This is a genomic window from Streptomyces sp. NPDC104309, assembly GCF_055584025.1.
In genome coordinates, this window is sequence record NZ_JBVJMV010000013.1 from 22738 (window position 1) to 38902 (window position 16165).

General features: G+C 70.3%; 18 protein-coding genes. 12 read left to right on the forward strand and 6 right to left on the reverse strand.

Annotation, left to right across the window (positions count from 1 at the left end):
• Positions 1-203 precede the first annotated feature (203 nt).
• The 11 genes from crcB (ACZ68L_RS20145) (at position 204) to ACZ68L_RS20195 (ending at position 9936) form a co-directional block, all read left to right on the forward strand.
• Entirely contained in the window at positions 204-707 is a 504-nt protein-coding gene (gene crcB / locus ACZ68L_RS20145; RefSeq protein ID WP_469578746.1) for a fluoride efflux transporter CrcB, read from the forward strand.
• Entirely contained in the window at positions 704-1063 is a 360-nt protein-coding gene (locus ACZ68L_RS20150) for a DUF190 domain-containing protein (RefSeq protein WP_469578748.1), read from the forward strand. Before crcB (ACZ68L_RS20145) ends, ACZ68L_RS20150 begins: the two co-directional genes overlap by 4 nt.
• Positions 1060-1434 (forward strand): fluoride efflux transporter CrcB, encoded by a 375-nt coding sequence (gene crcB, locus ACZ68L_RS20155; RefSeq protein WP_469578750.1) that lies wholly within the window; start codon positions 1060-1062, stop codon positions 1432-1434. The genes ACZ68L_RS20150 and crcB (ACZ68L_RS20155) overlap by 4 nt, the downstream gene beginning before the upstream one ends.
• Before the next feature lie 14 nt (positions 1435-1448).
• A complete protein-coding gene (locus tag ACZ68L_RS20160; protein WP_469578752.1) occupies positions 1449-2612 on the forward strand; it encodes an MFS transporter in 1164 nt (387 codons plus the stop codon).
• Between the two features lie 898 nt (positions 2613-3510).
• The gene (locus tag ACZ68L_RS20165; RefSeq protein ID WP_469578754.1) at positions 3511-4743 is read left to right on the forward strand and encodes an ATP-binding protein; all 1233 of its coding nucleotides are present in this window, start codon (positions 3511-3513) and stop codon (positions 4741-4743) included.
• Positions 4740-5144 carry a roadblock/LC7 domain-containing protein gene (locus ACZ68L_RS20170; RefSeq protein ID WP_469578756.1) on the forward strand — a complete coding sequence of 135 codons (405 nt, stop codon included), beginning with the start codon at positions 4740-4742 and terminating at the stop codon, positions 5142-5144. Before ACZ68L_RS20165 ends, ACZ68L_RS20170 begins: the two co-directional genes overlap by 4 nt.
• The gene (locus tag ACZ68L_RS20175) at positions 5141-5515 is read left to right on the forward strand and encodes a DUF742 domain-containing protein (protein WP_469578757.1); all 375 of its coding nucleotides are present in this window, start codon (positions 5141-5143) and stop codon (positions 5513-5515) included. Before ACZ68L_RS20170 ends, ACZ68L_RS20175 begins: the two co-directional genes overlap by 4 nt.
• Positions 5490-6080: a GTP-binding protein gene (locus ACZ68L_RS20180; protein ID WP_469578759.1), complete on the forward strand. Its 591-nt coding sequence runs from the start codon at positions 5490-5492 to the stop codon at positions 6078-6080. Before ACZ68L_RS20175 ends, ACZ68L_RS20180 begins: the two co-directional genes overlap by 26 nt.
• Positions 6081-6173: 93 nt before the next feature.
• Positions 6174-7565, forward strand: a complete 1392-nt coding sequence (locus ACZ68L_RS20185; RefSeq protein WP_469578761.1) for a cytochrome P450 family protein — start codon at positions 6174-6176, stop codon at positions 7563-7565.
• 434 nt (positions 7566-7999) lie between these two features.
• The gene (locus ACZ68L_RS20190) at positions 8000-9130 is read left to right on the forward strand and encodes a cytochrome P450 (RefSeq protein ID WP_469579148.1); all 1131 of its coding nucleotides are present in this window, start codon (positions 8000-8002) and stop codon (positions 9128-9130) included.
• On the forward strand, positions 9127-9936 hold the full coding sequence (locus tag ACZ68L_RS20195) for an enoyl-CoA hydratase/isomerase family protein (protein ID WP_469578763.1): 810 nt from the start codon (positions 9127-9129) through the stop codon (positions 9934-9936). Before ACZ68L_RS20190 ends, ACZ68L_RS20195 begins: the two co-directional genes overlap by 4 nt.
• A gap of 63 nt (positions 9937-9999) precedes the next feature.
• Here the strand turns inward: ACZ68L_RS20195 and ACZ68L_RS20200 are convergent, their stop codons facing one another.
• From ACZ68L_RS20200 to ACZ68L_RS20215, 4 genes are all read right to left on the reverse strand, one after another.
• Positions 10000-10782 (reverse strand): ABC transporter permease, encoded by a 783-nt coding sequence (locus ACZ68L_RS20200; RefSeq protein ID WP_469578764.1) that lies wholly within the window; start codon positions 10780-10782, stop codon positions 10000-10002.
• Entirely contained in the window at positions 10779-11771 is a 993-nt protein-coding gene (locus ACZ68L_RS20205; RefSeq protein WP_469579150.1) for an ATP-binding cassette domain-containing protein, read from the reverse strand. The genes ACZ68L_RS20200 and ACZ68L_RS20205 overlap by 4 nt, the downstream gene beginning before the upstream one ends.
• Before the next feature lie 87 nt (positions 11772-11858).
• Complete coding sequence (locus tag ACZ68L_RS20210; RefSeq protein ID WP_469578766.1) at positions 11859-12701, reverse strand: DUF4097 family beta strand repeat-containing protein; 843 nt, start codon at positions 12699-12701, stop codon at positions 11859-11861.
• Positions 12702-12791: 90 nt separating this feature from the next.
• Positions 12792-13310, reverse strand: a complete 519-nt coding sequence (locus ACZ68L_RS20215; protein WP_469578768.1) for a toxin-antitoxin system HicB family antitoxin — start codon at positions 13308-13310, stop codon at positions 12792-12794.
• A 584-nt stretch (positions 13311-13894) separates the two neighbouring features.
• Here ACZ68L_RS20215 and ACZ68L_RS20220 point away from each other — a divergent pair.
• Complete coding sequence (locus tag ACZ68L_RS20220) at positions 13895-14458, forward strand: CAP domain-containing protein (RefSeq protein WP_469578769.1); 564 nt, start codon at positions 13895-13897, stop codon at positions 14456-14458.
• Positions 14459-14604: 146 nt separating this feature from the next.
• On the opposite strand, the gene ACZ68L_RS20225 is transcribed toward ACZ68L_RS20220, so the two are convergent.
• A complete protein-coding gene (locus ACZ68L_RS20225; protein ID WP_469578771.1) occupies positions 14605-15717 on the reverse strand; it encodes an ABC transporter substrate-binding protein in 1113 nt (370 codons plus the stop codon).
• Positions 15714-16037: a hypothetical protein gene (locus tag ACZ68L_RS20230; RefSeq protein ID WP_469578772.1), complete on the reverse strand. Its 324-nt coding sequence runs from the start codon at positions 16035-16037 to the stop codon at positions 15714-15716. Before ACZ68L_RS20230 ends, ACZ68L_RS20225 begins: the two co-directional genes overlap by 4 nt.
• Positions 16038-16165 lie beyond the last annotated feature (128 nt).

Genomic DNA, 16165 nt, shown 5'->3' on the forward strand with positions numbered 1-16165 from the left:
CCGGCGGACGCGGTCGCGGCCGCCGCGGTGGTCGTGATGTCGGCGGCGGCGCTAGCCTGGGGGGAGCAGCGGCCGGTGACGGCTGCTGTACGGCGGTGGGGCCCGCCGTACCCGAACCGCGGGGCGCGTGCGCGCGTGCCGCCAACGGTCCCTGCTTGCGATGGAGTGCGCCCGTGCGCGGGCGCCCGGCAGGTAGGAGACGTATGCCCAGGCAGGCCCAGTCACGCCGGGTGCCCCCGGCAGCGGTGACGGAGCACGGCGATTCGGATGCCGGACCCGGCGCGCCCGGCAGGCGCGTCAGGCACCCCCGGCGGCCGTGGTCGGTCCTCGCCGTGGTTTCCCTCGGGGGCACGATCGGGGCGTCGGCCCGGTACGGGGCGTCCCTCCTGTGGCCCACCGCTCCGGGCGGTTTCCCGTGGTCGACGCTGATCGTGAATGTCGTCGGTTGCGCGGTGATCGGTGTGTTCATGGTGGTGATCAGCGACGTATGGGCGGCACACCGGCTGGTGAGACCGTTCTTCGGTACGGGGGTGCTGGGCGGGTTCACCACGTTCTCCACCTACGCGGTGGACATCGAACGCCTCGTCGCCGACGGCCGGGCCGGCGCGGGCCTGGTGTATCTGGGGCTGACCCTGTTCGCCGCCCTCGCGGCGGTGTGGAGCGCGGTGTGGGCCACCCGCCGCGTACTGGCGTGGAGGCAACCATGACAGGACGGACGAACACGGTCCCGGCCCTGCGGCTGACGGTCCTCATCAGCGAGACCGACGGATGGCACCACAGGCCCGTGTACACGGAGATCGTGCACCGGGCACACCGGGCGGGACTCTCCGGTGCCAGCGTGTTCCGCGGCATCGAGGGGTTCGGCACCTCGTCGATGATCCACACCCAACGGCTGCTCTCACTCAGCGAAGACCTGCCGGTGGCCGTCGTGATCATCGACGCCGAGGAGAAGATCCGCGCGTTCCTGCCGCTCGTCGAAGAACTGCTCACGGACGGCGGCCTGGCCGTCCTGGACCCCTGCGAGATGGTCCAGCACGACGACGACCGGGAGCAGAACCCGTGAACTGGCTCCTGGTGATCGTCGGGGCCGCGGTCGGTGCCCCGCTGCGCTATCTGACCGACCGCGCGGTCCAGTCCCGGCACGACACCGTCTTCCCCTGGGGCACCTTCACCGTCAACGTGACCGGATCACTCGTCCTCGGGCTGCTGACCGGCGCCGCCGCCGCCGGGGCCGCCACCTCCCACCTGCAACTCCTGCTCGGCACCGGGCTGTGCGGGGCGCTCACCACCTACTCCACCTTCAGCTACGAAACGCTGCGGCTGGCCGAGGACGGCGCCCGGTTCTACGCCGCCGCCAACATCCTGGCGAGCGTCGTGACCGCACTGGGCGCCGCGTTCGCCGGAGTCTCCGTGGCCCAGGCCCTGTGGGCGTAGTGCGGCGGCCGACGATGCGCCCCTGGCGATTCGTGGTCTGGTTCGGAACCATCAGCCTGCTCGCCGACTTCGTCTACGAAGGGGCCCGTTCGATCACGGGTCCGTTCCTGGCCTCGCTGGGGGCCTCGGCGCTGGTGGTCGGTGTCGTCACGGGTGCGGGTGAAGCGGCGGCGCTGGTCCTGCGGTTGGTCTCGGGGCCGTTGGCGGACCGGACGGGCCGGTTCTGGGGCTGGACGATCGCCGGTTACGCGCTCACGGTCGCCAGCGTGCCGGTGCTGGGCCTGACGGGGGTGCTCTGGGTCGCCTGCTCCCTGGTCATCGCCGAACGGGTCGGCAAGGCCGTCCGCTCCCCCGCCAAGGACACGCTCCTGTCGTACGCCACCGCGGTGACGGGACGGGGACGGGGCTTCGCCGTGCACCAGGCGATGGACCAGATCGGCGCACTGATCGGCCCGCTGACCGTCGCCGGTGTGCTGGCCCTGACGGGCGGCGACTACGCACCGGCGCTCGGCGTCCTGGCCCTGCCCGGCGTGGCGGTGCTGGCCCTGCTGGTCCGGCTCAGGCACCGCGTCCCGCGGCCGGCGGTGTACGAGAGCGTGACAGCGGCGGCGTCCGGCACGGAGACCAGCGCCGGCCGGTTGCCGGCGGCGTTCTGGCGGTACGCCGCGTTCACGGCCGTCACGACCTCCGGGTTCGCCACGTACGGCGTGCTGTCCTTCCATCTCGTCGCGCACGGAATGCTCGCCACGGCCTGGGTTCCGGTGCTGTACGCCGGTGCCATGGCCATGGACGCGCTGGCGGCGCTGGCCACCGGGTGGGCCTACGACCGGATCGGGCCCCGGGTGCTGGCGGTGCTGCCCCTGCTGGCGGCGTCGGTGCCCGTGCTGGCCTTCGGCGGCAGCCTCACCGTCGCGGTGATCGGCTCACTGGTGTGGGGGGCGGCGATGGGCATCCAGGAGTCCACGCTGCAGGCCACCGTCGCCGACCTCGTCCCGCCGGGGAGGCGGGCGACCGCGTACGGGGTCTTCGCGGGTGTCATCGGCGCCGCGACCCTGGCCGGTGGCGCGCTCGTCGGCGGTCTCTACGGCTACTCGGTCCCGGTGCTCGTCGTGGTGGTCGTGGCGATCCAGGCCGCCGCGCTGGCATTGCTGTCCGCCACCCGTGCGCACCGCGGCTGAACCCGCCGGGGCCGGGGAACACGGCCCTGCGGCGCTCGGCCACCGCCTCCGGACCCGGCGGCCCGCTTCCGGACGGGCACGGTGTCGTCACGCGCATGGCCAGGGACCGTCGGCGCAAGGTGTCCGCGGTTGCGGTGAGCCCCATCACCGGCACGCCGGAGCGTGCGCTCCCCGTCCGCATCCTCACGCGGATGCCGCCTGCGCTCACCGCGGTCGTGTGCCCAGGAGGGGTACCCGGTACCCCGGGTGCGTGACGTGACAGCTGCCGCACTGTGTCATGTTCCCCGGACACCCCCGTCCCGCGGCCGGATCCCGCCCGGGGGAAACATCCGGCTTTGTCGCCACCTCGCCTTGCTGTCAGGCAGGTTGATGAGGTGTCCTCCTCGTCGCGGCCCGGCGCACGGTGGTCCAGTGTGGTGGATGCTCGGGCGCCCCGCGCCCCCTTCGCATCGCGCGGGCGCCCCGCGCACCCTTCGAGCGGGCGCGGCGCGTGCCCAGTCCGTCGGCGCGTGCACCCCGGCGGCAAGCAGGAGGGTTACACGTTCATATACGCGCCGAGCACGGCTTCTTGACCGTTCGTCACTTTTGTCCCTACGAAAAGGCCGAGGTCCGCCCATCCACGTGCGGCCGACTCGGGCCCTGGATGTGAACATTCCGCGTCAAGAGTGCAACTGGCGTGTTGGTCTTGACATTTACCCAAGCGGCCGATGCTAAGATCATCTTACTTCCAGTGGGCTGATGGCGTATGGGGGCATTCCGGGAGGGATGAATTCCTCGGCCCCACTTTCGGAGGGGCCTTCCCTGCGTGGCACAAGTCGCGACTCGACGAGTCCGGCCGCTGCGGCTCATGAGGGAGCGTCAAGCCGTTTCCATAGCCATGGCACTTGAAGTGAGTCTCATGACATTTGCACAGGGCCCGCTGTTCTGGGCGCTGGTTGTCGTAGCACTGGTCGCTGTCGGTGCCGTCCTGCGGGCTCGCAAGACCAACATCGGGCTGCGCAGACAGAACGCCGACCTCCGGGGCGAGCACGACGCGCTGCTACGGCAGCGGGACGAGCTCCACGTCGCCCACAACGGTCTGCTGCACCGGCAGGCCGCCGAGATGACCGAGGTCCGCAAGGACGCCGAGGAGGAGACCAAGGCCGTCCTCAAGGCGGCCGTGCGTACTCTTCAGGGGCTCGCGGACGAGCAGCAGGTGGTCGTCGAGAACGCCCAGAAGAAGTACGGCGACGACCCGGGCATGCTCGCCGACCTGATGGCCATCGACCACGCCAACAGCCAGTTCGGGCGCCGCGCGCAGGGCATCGCGGTGCTGTGCGGCGGCTGGCTCGGTCGCAGGGAGACCGTCGCCTCGGTCTTCGACGTGGCCCGCAGCGCCCAGGGCCGTATCCGACAGTTCGACCGGGTCCGGGTCAACGGACAGGTCAACTTCTCGGTCGTCAGCAAGGCCGTGGAACCGGTCGCGGTGGTCCTCGCCGAGCTGCTGGCCAACGCGACCAACTACTCCGCCCCCGGCACTCCGGTGGAGATCAACATCCAGGCCGTCCCGAAGGGCGTCTGCCTCATCATCGACGACGCGGGCCTCGGCATGGGCCAGGAGGAGAAGGACCGCGCGGCGGCCCTCCTCGCGCCCCAGGCCGCGATCAGCGTCTCCAGCCTCGGCATTCCCCCACAGTTCGGATTCGCCGTCTCCGGTGTACTGGCCGCCCGCTACGGGTTCAAGGTCTCGGTGGACTCGGTATCCCCTTATGGAGGCGTACGCGCGGTGGTTCTGCTGCCCGACGAGCTTCTCACCGGCGATGCGCCCGCGCCCCCGGTGGCCGCCGCGGCACCCATCGGCCATGACGCGGACGTGTCGGCGCTCCCCCGCCGCCAGGTGACCGCGCCGCCTCCGACCCCGCTGTTCCCGCCGGCAGCGCAGCCGGCCTCCGCCCCGCAGCCCACGGGGACCTTCACCACCGCCGGTGGCCTGCCCAAGCGTCGTCGCAAGAGCCCGGTGTCAGTGGTGCCGTCGACCGACCCCGGGCCGGTGCGCAGCAACGAGGAGACCGCCTCCCGCCTGGGCGCGTTCCAGCGCGGAACACGGTCCGGACGTGACATGACGACGATGGAAGGACCCGAGATCCAGTGAACCCCGATCTGTCCTGGGTGCTCAACGATGTGCTCCAGGTACCCGGCGCGCGGCACGCGATCCTCGTCTCCGCCGACGGTCTGCTGCTGGCCAACTCCAGTGAGATCGGCCGGGACGACGCGGAGACCGTGGCGGCGGCGATGAGTTCCATGCAGTCCCTGAGCCGGGCCGTCGCGCCCTTCATCGGGGCCCAGACCCCCGGTCGCTGGCGCCAGACGCTGCTTGAGTACGAGCACGGCTGGATCTTCCTGATCGCCGCGGGCACCGGCGCCTATCTGGCGGCGGCCGCCGCGGCCGACGTGGACATGGAGGCCATGTCCTTCCGTATGCAGCAGCAGGTCACCGCGCTGGGGAAGGCGATGACCACGCCTCCCCGCCAGAACGTCGGAAGCGACGCATGACGGCGCCGGGCGAGGAGCAGTCCGTCAGCAGCGGGTTCGTCCGTTCGTACGTCATCACCGGCGGACGCGGTCTGCCCGACGCGGAGGGTCTCTCCCTCGTCACTCTGGTGACCATCGCACCCGACCGGCAGCAGCCCCCGAACCCGAGCCCCGAGGTCCGGGCGATCTGGAAGCTGTGTTCCGGCGGCTATCTGTCGGTGGCCGAGGTCGCGGGCCATCTGGAACTGCCCGTCGGAGTGGCGCGGCTGCTGCTGAACGATTTAGCGGAACAGGGTCATCTGATGCGCCGCAAGGCGCCGCCGCCGGCTCAGCTCGTTGACAGGAAGATCCTCGAAGAGGTGTTGCATGGACTCCACGTCCGGTTCGGCTGACAGCATCTATGTCTCGGACGCGGTACAGCGTGCGGCGAAGATCCTCGTCGTCGGACACTTCGCCGTGGGCAAGACGACGCTCATCGGCACCCTCTCCGAGATCACACCGCTGCGCACCGAGGAGCGGATGACGCAGGCCAGTGCCCACGTCGACGATCTGCGGGGCGCACCCGACAAGGTCACCACGACGGTCGCGCTGGACTTCGGCCGTCTGACGCTGAGCAACGAGCTGGTGCTGTACCTGTTCGGTACGCCGGGCCAGCAGCGTTTCGTCGAGCTGTGGGAGGACATGGCCCGGGGTTCGCTCGGCGCGCTGCTCCTGGTCGACCCGGCCCGTCTCGCCGACACCTTCCCGGTGATCGACCTGGTCGAGAGGTACGGGCTGGAGTACGCCGTCGCGGTCAACAGCTTCGACCCGTACTCCCGGCATGCCGAGGAGGAGTTGCGCGAGGCGCTCGATCTGCTGCCGGACACCCCGGTCGTGTACTGCGACGCCCGGGACGAGAACTCGTCCGCGCAGGCCCTGATCACCCTGGTCCAGCACCTTCTCGTCCGGGTGGCCTGACCTCCGCTCCGTCCGTCGGAACGGGTGGCCCGAGCCCCGTTTTCCGTCCACCGTCCGGGCCCCGAGGCCCGCGATCACACCTAGGAATCACACATGGACTCTCAGCCGGGAGCCACCCCGTACAGCGCCCCCACCGGGTGCCCGATGCACGGCGAGCGGCAGAAGTCGCTCTACGGGCCGGAGTTCGCGGCCGATCCGCAGCGTGTGTACGACGAGTTCCGGGCGCACGGGCTCGCCGCTCCGATCGAGCTGGCCCCCGGGGTGGACGCCACCCTGATCGTGCAGCACGAGGCCGCGCTCCGGGTCCTGCAGAACCCCTCCTACTTCGCCCGTGACTCCAGGCGGTGGGCGGCGCTGCGGGAGGGCCGCGTACCGCTCGACAGCCCGGTGCTGCCCATGATGGCGTACCGGCCCAACTGCCTGTTCACGGACGGCACCGAGCATCTGCGGCTGCGCAAGGCGGTCACCGAGAGTCTCGGCCGGCTCAACTCCACCCGGCTCAGCCGGGACGTCGAGCGCATCGCCGACTACCTCATCGACCAGTTCATCGAGCGCGGCAGTGCCGACCTGCTGGGCGACTACGCCAAGCTCCTGCCGCTGCTGCTGTTCAACCAGCTCTTCGGCTGCCCCGGTGACATCGGCGACCGGCTGACCCGCTGGATGTCCGCGATCTTCGACGGCGAGGACGTGCTGCGGGCCAACACCGAGCTGACGGAGTGCCTGATGGAGCTCGTCGCGCTCAAGCGGCGTCAGCCGGGTGAGGACATCACGTCCTGGCTCATCCAGCACCCGGCCGGGCTGCGGGACGAGGAGCTCAAGGACCAGCTCGTCATGCTGATGGGCGCGGGTATCGAGCCGGAACGCAACCTCATCTCCAACGCACTGCTCCTCCTGCTGTCCGACGACACCGGGAACTCGCAGCGGCGGGGTACGGGCATGCTGGTCGAGGACGCACTCGACGACGTGCTGTGGAACAACCCGCCGATCGCCAACTACGCGACGCACTACCCGGTCCAGGACGTCGACCTGGGCGGTGTGACGCTGAAGGCGGAGACCCCCGTACTGATCAGCTTCGCCGCCGCGAACAGCGATCCCGCGCTCACCGACGCCCGCCAGACCCTGAGCAAGGGCGCCCACCTCGCCTGGGGCGCGGGCCCGCACGTCTGCCCGGCGAAGTCCCCCGCCCAGCTCATCGCCCTCACCGCGATCGAGAAGATCCTCAACTCGGTGCCGGACCTCGCCCTCGCCGTCCCGGCTTCGGCGATCGAATGGCGGCCGGGTCCGTTCCACCGGGCCATGGTGTCCCTGCCGGTCCGTTTCAGCCCGAGTGCGCCGCGTCAGGCCGCGAAGGCCGCGACACAGTCGGCCGTTTCGTCCCGGATCAGCGCTGCTGAAGAGCTTCCCGCCGCGCGCTACGACCACTTGGAGCCGTCGAAGAAGACGAAGGGCTGGTGGAGTTCCTTCCTGGACGTCTTCCGCGTATGACGTCTCCCGCGTATGACGCCTTCCGTGCGCGAAGGCGTCCGCACGTGACGGCCGTCATGCGTGACGGCCGTCATGCGTGACGGCCGTCACGCATGACGGCGCCCGGCGGCGGCCGGGGGTCATGGATTCGGACGGTTTGACCGCCCGACAGGGCTGCTCCAGCAGTCGACTTGGGCTCGGACAAGCAGAGGACAAGGGGTCGTCGGGGCATTTCTCTGTGACAGGAGCAACAGAGATAGACGCTTGGCGGATATATGCGGAGGGGTAGGTTCTGGCCGTAACCATGAGCCCAGGGCAAGGAACTCTGCGTGAGCGCTATATGTGGCACAGACCGGCCCGCCGTCGACCGCCGTGCCCTCATCGCCCTCCTACGACATCTCAAATCACCGGAGGGGCAGGCCGATCCCTACGGTCTCCTGGGTGAGCTGAGAGCCATGGGAGACGTCGTGCGCGCTCCCTGGGACGCGTACTTCGTCACCGGATTCGACGCGTGCAGCGAAGTGCTTCGCGGTCGCAACTGGCTGGCACCGGACTTCGCCTGGCAGGAGCGCCAGGAGGACACCGAGCGCTGGAACGCGGTCGCCACCCAGGAGATGACCAAGACGCTCTCCCGCCTCAACGCGCCCGAGCACACCTGCCAGCGCCGCAGCCTCGGCAACCTCTTCGACCGTTCGACCATCGAGCGGCTGACCCCGCAGGTCGAGGAGCACGTCACCCGCCTCCTCGACGATCTGGCCGACAAACTGCGCTGGGGCGAGGCCGACTTCGTCAGTACGGTCAGCGAACAGCTCCCGATCAGCACCATCGGCTCCTGGCTGGGGATCCCGCCCGAGGACTACGCCCACATCCTGGAGATCACACACAACCAGGTGCACGCCCAGGAGCTGCTGCCCACCAAGAGCCAGCTCGCCGTGTCCGCCGAGGCGACCGTGCATCTACGCGCGTACTTCACCGAACTCGTGAGGCAGCGCCGCGCGAACCCCGGCAACGACGTCCTGACCGGCTGGATCCACACCTGGGACGCGAAGGAGTCCGACCGCGAGGCGGCGGACGAGATCCTCTACCGTCTCACCATGTTCGTCACCATCGCCTCGCTGGAGACCACCGCGACGCTGCTGTCGACCATGGTGGGTCTCCTGCTGAGGGAACCCGGCCGGTGGGCGTGGCTCGGGGAACACCCGGGATACATCGACGCCGCCGTCGACGAGGTCCTCCGGTACGACCCGCCCATCGGGATCAACACCCGGATCGCGGCCGACGACACGGTCCTGGCGGGCGTGCCGATCGCGAAGGACAGCATGGTCCACGTCATGTACGGGGCCGCCAACCACGACCCGCGGCGCAACGAGAACCCGGACGCCTTCGACATCGAGCGCAGCGGCACCCACCTCACCTTCGGCGGCGGTGTGCACTACTGCCTGGGCGCGGCCCTCGCCCGCCTGGAGGCCCGTACGCTCCTCACCCAGCTCCTGAAACGTTTCCCCACCCTGCGTGTCGTCACACCGGCCGGTTACGCGTCCCGCCTGGTCTTCCGACGCGTGACCTCGATGAGCGTGGCGATATGAAGCTCTCCCTCCCCGACTACCTCTCCCCCTACCGGCGGCCGGGCACGGTGCGCACGGAGCGCGAGGGCCCCGTCCTGCGGGTGGAACTGAACTGCCCCGCCACCGGCAACGCGGTCACCGAGGCGATGCTGGACGATCTGCTGGCGGTCCTGGCCGTCCCGGACCCCGACGTCCGGGTGCTGGTGCTCAGCGGGGCCGGCGACGACTTCTGCCTGGGCGGTGACCGCAACGAGTTCGCCGACTGGCTCGACGACGATCCCACCGGGCGGGGCATCCGGATCGCGGGCGACAAGGCCCGCCGGGTCTGTGAGGCCATCTCCACGAGCCAGGCCGTCACCATCGCCAGGATCCAGGGCAAGGCGATCGGCGCGGGACTGGCGCTGGCACTCGCCTGCGATCTGCGCGTCGGCGCCGACACCGCCGGTTTCCGGCTCCCGGAGCTGGCGCTCGGGCTGCCCACCGCGTGGGGCGGCGTACTGCCCCGTCTGATCCATGAGGTCGGCGCCGCCCGTGCGCGCGAGCTCATCCTGACCGGACGCGCCTTCGACGCCGCGGAGGCGTACGAACTGTCGGTCCTGCAGCGCGTCGTGCCCGAGGACTCCCTCGACGCGGCGGTCACCGCGTGGGCCAAGCCCGTCGTGCGCCGCCCGGAGGCGGCCCTGCGCGTCACGAAGGCGCTGCTCAACTCGTACGCCGCCCCCACCCGGCTGGCCGATCCGTCCGTCCTGGACGCGGAGCTGATGGCCACCGTCGCCGCCGCCACCCGCCGCAGCCGCGACGCCCGGGGCACCGGGGCAGTGCGTTAGGGCCGTTCGTCCGGATCGGGCCTGATCCGGATGAACGGCCCTGGGTTCGCGTCTGACGGTCGCTCAGCGCTTGGTGGTGCTGTTGAACAGCGAGCGCGACCAGACATAGCCGACCAGGGCGATACCGGCGCACCAGGCGAGGGAGATCCAGCCGTTGTTGGCGATCTCCGAGCCGGAGAGCAGGCCGCGCAGCGTCTCGGTCATCGGCGTGAACGGCTGGTTCTCGGCGAACCAGCGCAGGCCCGGCGACATCGAGTCGGCCGGCACGAACGCGGAGCCGAGGAACGGCAGGAACTGGACCAGCAGTGGCTTGTTGCTCGCGGACTCGACGGTCTTGGAGATCAGGCCGAGCGCCGCCGACAGCCAGGTCACCGCGAAGGCGATGGCCGCGAGGAGCCCGGCGGCGGCCAGCCACTCCAGCGGGCTCGCGTCCGAACGGAATCCGACGGCGAGCGCGACGCCCACGACCAGGACGATGCACACCATCGTCTGGATGACGCTGCCGATGACATGCCCGGTCATGAACGACGAGCGTGTGATGTTCATGGTGCGGAAGCGGTTGATGATCCCCTCGGTCATGTCGGAGCAGACCGCGATCGAGGTCGACATCGAGCCGGCGGCCACCCCCATGACGATGATGCCGGGCGTCAGATAGTTCAGATACGCGTCCCGGCCGCCGCCCATCCCGGCGCCGATCGAGTCACCGAAGGCGTACACGAACAGCAGCAGCATCAGGATCGGCATCATGGCGCTGCCGAACCCCACGGCCGGATAGCGGATCGCATGCTTCAGGTTGCGCCGCAGCATCGTCATCGAATCGTGCACGGCGTAGCCGAGGGTGCTCATCGCAGGGTCTCCTTCACGTGGAGCGGGGTGGCGGCGGTGCCGTCGCCGGTCAGGGCGAGGAACACGTCGTCGAGGTCGGGGGTGTGCACGGAGAAGTCGGCGGCCCGGATGCCGGCCGCGTCGAGCCGGTCGAGCAGACCGCGCAGCGCGTCGAGCCCGGCGTCGCCCGCCACACGCAGGGCGAGGTTCTCCTCGTCGCGGGCGGCCCCGGGGAACGCGACGGCCGCGCGCTCGTACTCGGCGGGTTCGGTGAACCGCAGCCGTACGTGGCTGCCGGGGATCTGCGACTTCAGCTCGTCGGCCGTGCCCTCGGCGACGATCCGGCCGCCGTCCAGCACGGCGACCCGGTCGGCCAACTGGTCGGCCTCCTCCAGGTACTGGGTGGTGAGAAAGACCGTGGTGCCGCCCGCGACCAACGAGCGCACCGTGTCCCACATGGTGCGGCGGCTGCGTGGGTCGAGCCCGGTCGTCGGCTCGTCCAGGAAGATCACCTGCGGGTCGCCGACCAGCGTCATGGCGAGGTCGAGCCGGCGCCGCATACCGCCGGAGAAGGTCGCGGCCCGCTTGCCGGCGACATCCGCGATCTCGAACCGCTCCAGCAACTCCCGGGCACGGGAGCGCCCTTCGCGCTTGCCGAGGCGCAGCAGGTCGGCCATGAGGAGCAGGTTCTCCTCGGCGGTGAGCAGATCGTCGAGCGCGGCGAACTGCCCGGTGACACCGATCGCGGCACGTACCCCGTCCGGTGCCTTGGCGACGTCGTGGCCCGCGACCTGGGCCTGTCCGCCGTCGGCGGCGATGAGCGTGGACAGGATCTGCACGGTGGTGGTCTTGCCGGCGCCGTTCGGCCCGAGCAGGGCGAACACCGTGCCGGGCAGGATGCTCAGATCGATGCCGTCGAGGACGGTCTTGTCGCCGTACGACTTGCGCAGACCGACGGTGGAGACGGCGGCGGCCGAGGGGTGACCGTCTCCCCGCCTGGACGTGGGCATGACAGACTTGGGCATGGAGCCCTCCGATCGAAGGGTGAAGTGGCTTCGGGAGCGGGCGAGTTGTGGTGCCGTACGGGGCGGGGTGGCTCAGACCCGGGCGCGGAGCACGTCGATGTTGCCCCAGCGGGTCCGGGCGCGGACCTTGACCATGTCCTCGGTCTCCCCCGGGGCTGCGGAGTCGGCGAGCGTGTTGCGTACCTGCCCGCGGTCGGAGCTGACGTCGAGCCAGGCAGCGGTGCCCTCGCGGATGCCGACCTCGATGGAGCCGTTGGAGGTCTCCAACTGAACTTCGCCGCGGGCGACCTCGGCGACACGAAGGTGGCCGTGGGTCGCGCTGCCGGTGACCGACGCCTCGGCGCGCCCGATGTCGATGCCGCCATGGGCACCGCTCACCCGCAGCTCGCCGGTCACGGCGCCGACGGTCGTGGCGCCGTGCGAATTCTTCAGCACGGCGGGGCCGTCGACGGTGCCGACGCGCACGTTGCCGGTGCTGCTGGTGATCTCGGCCAGGCCCTCGACCCGGTCCACGGCGATCGAGCCGTGCGACACGGTCAGCTTCAGCGGGCCGGTGGTGTCGAGACGGACGTCGCCGGCCGCCGTCTTCACACGGACCTCACCGAGCCGGCCCTCGCCGAGCACGTTGGCCCCGGCGGCGGTCATGTCGATGCGTGAGCCCGTGGGCAGTTCCACCGTCACGTCGACGGTGCCGCTGCGCCCGAGCAGATTGGCCTTGGGCGTGGTGACGGTCAGGACGCCGTTCGCGCAGGCGACCTCGGTCTGGTCGGCCGTCCGTGCGTCCAGGTCCTTCTTCGGGTCGCGGGGCCGCACCTCGACGACGGTGTCGAGGCGGTCACCCGCGACGAACCGGATGGAACCTGAGTACACGTAGGCGGTAACCGAAATCGGTTCGGGGGTGTCGAAAGAAGGCATGACTGTACCGTCCTCATGAGTCCTTGGGCCGTCCCCGCAGGTGGGACGTGGTGTGGGTGCAGTGCTTTTCTGGGGGCGGGCGCGGCGCGGCTAACGCACCCAGCCCGTGAAGCTCTGTCCGATGGCGCGGGTCTTCTCCGTCGTACGCGGCGGCGTGCCGCCGTCGAGCGCGCCCGCCACGGCGCGCACCAGCCACGCGTTGACCGACAGGCCCTCGCGGGCTGCGGCCTCCTCGGCGCGCGCCTTGAGATGGGCCGGCAGACGCAGATTGACGCGGGCGGTGCCGCCCTCGTCACCCTCGGCGGGCAGCGGCGCCTTGAACGGTTCGACGGGCGGGGCGGCCGCCTCCGAGAGACCGCTGCCGGAGGGCGGCGGCGTCACCACGAAGTCGGGGTCCAGACCGCGCAGCCGTACGTCGACCGAGCCGGGGGCGAGTTCGCGGGTGATCTCGTCCATCGCGGCGGAGAGCACATTGAGCATGGTCAGGCGGGTCGCCGACTCCAGAGGAGCGGTGAGCCGCTCGGCCAGCTCACGGGCATCCTCCCCGCCGGCTTCGGCGGCCACCGCGAGTTCGCGGCGAAGGGTGTCGACATACGGGGTGAGGTCCATGACGCCATGGTGGCACCACTATGGCGCCACGCGCAAGCCCACATGGCGCCTCGCACAGGAGGGGCTTGCAGGCAGCATCCCCGACCTGCGAAAACATGGAAAAATCGACCTGGGGCAATGTGGCGCCATGCGCGCTATCGCACTCTTGGGGGCGCGGAATGGCACCCGGCGGCACTGGATGGCACCAAGCGGTGCCACCCGGCGCCACGTGATGCCACGTGATGCCATGTGATGCCGCGTCCGGTCACTGGGCACCGCCGCCGCTTCAGGCACGTGGCACATTGCTCCACTGGTGTCACGTTGTCGAGCGATGGGTGTGGGCGAGCGCCTCGGCCTCCTCGGGCGAAATAGTCTGCCGGGCAGGGGCCTCGGCGGCCCGTCCTCCCGCGTACGTTCGTCAACGGGATCCACTCGATCCGGTCGGACTCGTTCTCAGGTGCGGACCGCCGGAGGCGGGAAGGGGTCCGGGGGCTGAGGCATGTGCAGGTCGTCCACGTGGCCGACCCCTCCCTCAGCACACTCCTGAAGCCGTTCCCGGGTGAACACCGACTGCCGAGTTTCGCGTACCGAGTGAGGTCACACATATGACGAAGCACCGCGCGAAGGCGTCCCGCCGATGGACGGCCATTGCTGTCGTCGGGCTGGGAGCCGCGGGAACCCTGGGAGTGGCGGAGACCCTGGGAGTGGCGGAGACCGCCGCAGCCGCGGATGTGCCCTCCGCTGCCACCGCGACCGCCTTCGGCCCACACGAGAAGCAGACCGCCCGCCTGCTGAGGATGGTCAACAGCGTGCGCCGCGCGGTCGGTTGCTCGCCGTTGACGACGAACGCGAAACTCACGGAGTCCGCCCGGAAACACAGCGCGGACATGGCTTCCCACCGGAACATGTCCCACACCGGCTCCGACGGCTCCGCCCCGAGCGACCGGATCGCGGATACCGGATACGACCGGAGCGGGTACGGGGAGAACGTCGCCCGCGGCTACACCACCCCGGAGAGCGTCATGGCCGGCTGGATGAGCAGCGCCGGCCACCGGCGCAACATCCTCGACTGCTCGTTCAAGGAAATCGGCGTGGGCCTCGCGCAGCCCGGCAACTACTGGACGCAGGACTTCGGACGGCCCCGCCTTCAAGAACGGAGCAAGAGGTAGGGGCCAGGGGCACGGTCGTTCAGTGGTCCCGGCGTGATACCGGCCGCGCCTCCCGAAGGGTGCCCACCGGCGTCCTACCGGCCGCTGTTTCCTCCGGGTCCTGTCGAATTTCGGACAGATCCGGGCGGTCGGACCTCCGTGCTCTCTCAGCCGGTGTGAAGGATGCGAAAGCGATCGGGTTCCGCCGGGTCTCGGTCAACGACTTGGACCGGCGTCCAAGCCCATTGCCAGACGCTGATGCCTGGTGTGCGGGAGAACCGGATCTGCCCGCGGGTGCCTTCGACTGCGACGTGCGGCCAGGATCGGGCAGTGCGCGCCCGGTCCGTGCCGTGAGAACGCAGCACATCGGCGAGGACGGCGACCGTGTCGTAGCCCTCGAAGGCGACGAAGGAGGGCGCTTCGGCCAGCCGCTCGCGGAGAGCCGTCTCGACTCGTGCACCGAGTGGGCTGAGGCGTTCGGGCAGGTAGCGCAAGAACGGGATCGCGGCGCCGTCGTCGCCCAGCAACGTCGCCCATTCGGCGAACTCCGGTTGCCCGGCCGGAGCACCGATCGTGATCTCGGCGAGGCGCTGGTCGCGGCGGACGGACTTGACGATCGACACCGCCGGCTCCGGGAAGCCGGTCAACAGAAGGAGGGCTGTCGCGCGGTTGTCGACGAGTTCGTCGCACACCGCCGTGGGGGCGAGCGCGCGCGCGTCGAGTTCGATCACGGTGCCGCCGCGTGAAGTGAGGTAGTCCCGAAGGATGCGGGCCCCTGACGCCCAGTACACGCTCGGTTCGGTTGCTACGGCGATGCGACTGTGGCCCGCGCCGAGGAGGAAGTCCGCGTAGATCTGCCAGCCGTGCGACTGCGCCGGGGCGAGACGCGCGACCCATTCCGTCGGCTGTTCGGTGAGCGCGTCGAGAACCGCTGACGAGCAGAGGAACGGCAGGCCGAGGGCGTCGGCCCTGGCGGCAGCGGCGCGAGCGACGACGCTGTGGTACTCCCCCGCCAAGGCAGCCACGCCCAGGCGAGCCAATTCATCGACGGCCGCCGCAGCCCTCTGTGGATCAGCCGCGGTGTCTCGGACCACCAGCTCAAGTGGTCTTCCGCCGATCCCGCCGGCACCATTGACTTCACCGACGGCCAGTTCGAGTCCAGCGAGCAAGTGTTGGCCCGCCTCGACCCAGCCGGGCCGAGTCAGCGGAACGAGAGCGCCGATCCGGACGGATGACCCGTCAGTCCGCTCCGCGCCGGATGGCGATGGGGGCGTATTCACGCGCCGGCGCCTCCCGTCCGACGATTCGGTCGCAGTTCGCCCGGATCGCAGAGTGGCAAGGCCCGGTAGTACGCGTTCGTCTCATCTCGCCGTGGTGGGCGCAGCTGGGTGATCATGCCGGACATTGCAACCACCACCATCGCCGACAGGCAACCGAATATTTGTTCCCCGGCCGCCGAGCCGGGCAACCCCTGCACCCCGACGTCCTTGTGGCCCTCCGCGACGACCTCGGCATCCCCACCACCGCCGGTCGCACCGCCGCGATCCGACGGCACGTGCGGGAGATGCCCGCCCCGGTCGTCGCGGAGGCTCTCGGCCACCACCGGGTCACCACTGCCAAGCCGGCCTCCCGGGCCGGAGGGATCTGGAGCCGATACGGCTCGGGCGACAACTGGCGGTCTCCACCGGGCTGGACGCTGTGGAGAACTGGTGACAGTTGAAGGCGCGA

Bases quoted from the DNA above. Each gene is read 5' to 3' on its own strand.
- ACZ68L_RS20180 (WP_469578759.1), top strand. From the start codon at position 5,490: ATGGACTCCACGTCCGGTTCGGCTGACAGCATCTATGTCTCGGACGCG.
- crcB (WP_469578746.1), top strand. From the start codon at position 204: ATGCCCAGGCAGGCCCAGTCACGCCGGGTGCCCCCGGCAGCGGTGACG.
- ACZ68L_RS20185 (WP_469578761.1), top strand. From the start codon at position 6,174: ATGGACTCTCAGCCGGGAGCCACCCCGTACAGCGCCCCCACCGGGTGC.
- ACZ68L_RS20175 (WP_469578757.1), top strand. From the start codon at position 5,141: ATGACGGCGCCGGGCGAGGAGCAGTCCGTCAGCAGCGGGTTCGTCCGT.
- ACZ68L_RS20200 (WP_469578764.1), bottom strand. From the start codon at position 10,782: ATGAGCACCCTCGGCTACGCCGTGCACGATTCGATGACGATGCTGCGG.
- ACZ68L_RS20160 (WP_469578752.1), top strand. From the start codon at position 1,449: ATGCGCCCCTGGCGATTCGTGGTCTGGTTCGGAACCATCAGCCTGCTC.
- ACZ68L_RS20220 (WP_469578769.1), top strand. From the start codon at position 13,895: ATGACGAAGCACCGCGCGAAGGCGTCCCGCCGATGGACGGCCATTGCT.
- ACZ68L_RS20210 (WP_469578766.1), bottom strand. From the start codon at position 12,701: ATGCCTTCTTTCGACACCCCCGAACCGATTTCGGTTACCGCCTACGTG.
- ACZ68L_RS20190 (WP_469579148.1), top strand. From the start codon at position 8,000: ATGGGAGACGTCGTGCGCGCTCCCTGGGACGCGTACTTCGTCACCGGA.
- ACZ68L_RS20205 (WP_469579150.1), bottom strand. From the start codon at position 11,771: ATGCCCACGTCCAGGCGGGGAGACGGTCACCCCTCGGCCGCCGCCGTC.
- ACZ68L_RS20165 (WP_469578754.1), top strand. From the start codon at position 3,511: ATGACATTTGCACAGGGCCCGCTGTTCTGGGCGCTGGTTGTCGTAGCA.
- ACZ68L_RS20215 (WP_469578768.1), bottom strand. From the start codon at position 13,310: ATGGACCTCACCCCGTATGTCGACACCCTTCGCCGCGAACTCGCGGTG.
- ACZ68L_RS20195 (WP_469578763.1), top strand. From the start codon at position 9,127: ATGAAGCTCTCCCTCCCCGACTACCTCTCCCCCTACCGGCGGCCGGGC.
- ACZ68L_RS20150 (WP_469578748.1), top strand. From the start codon at position 704: ATGACAGGACGGACGAACACGGTCCCGGCCCTGCGGCTGACGGTCCTC.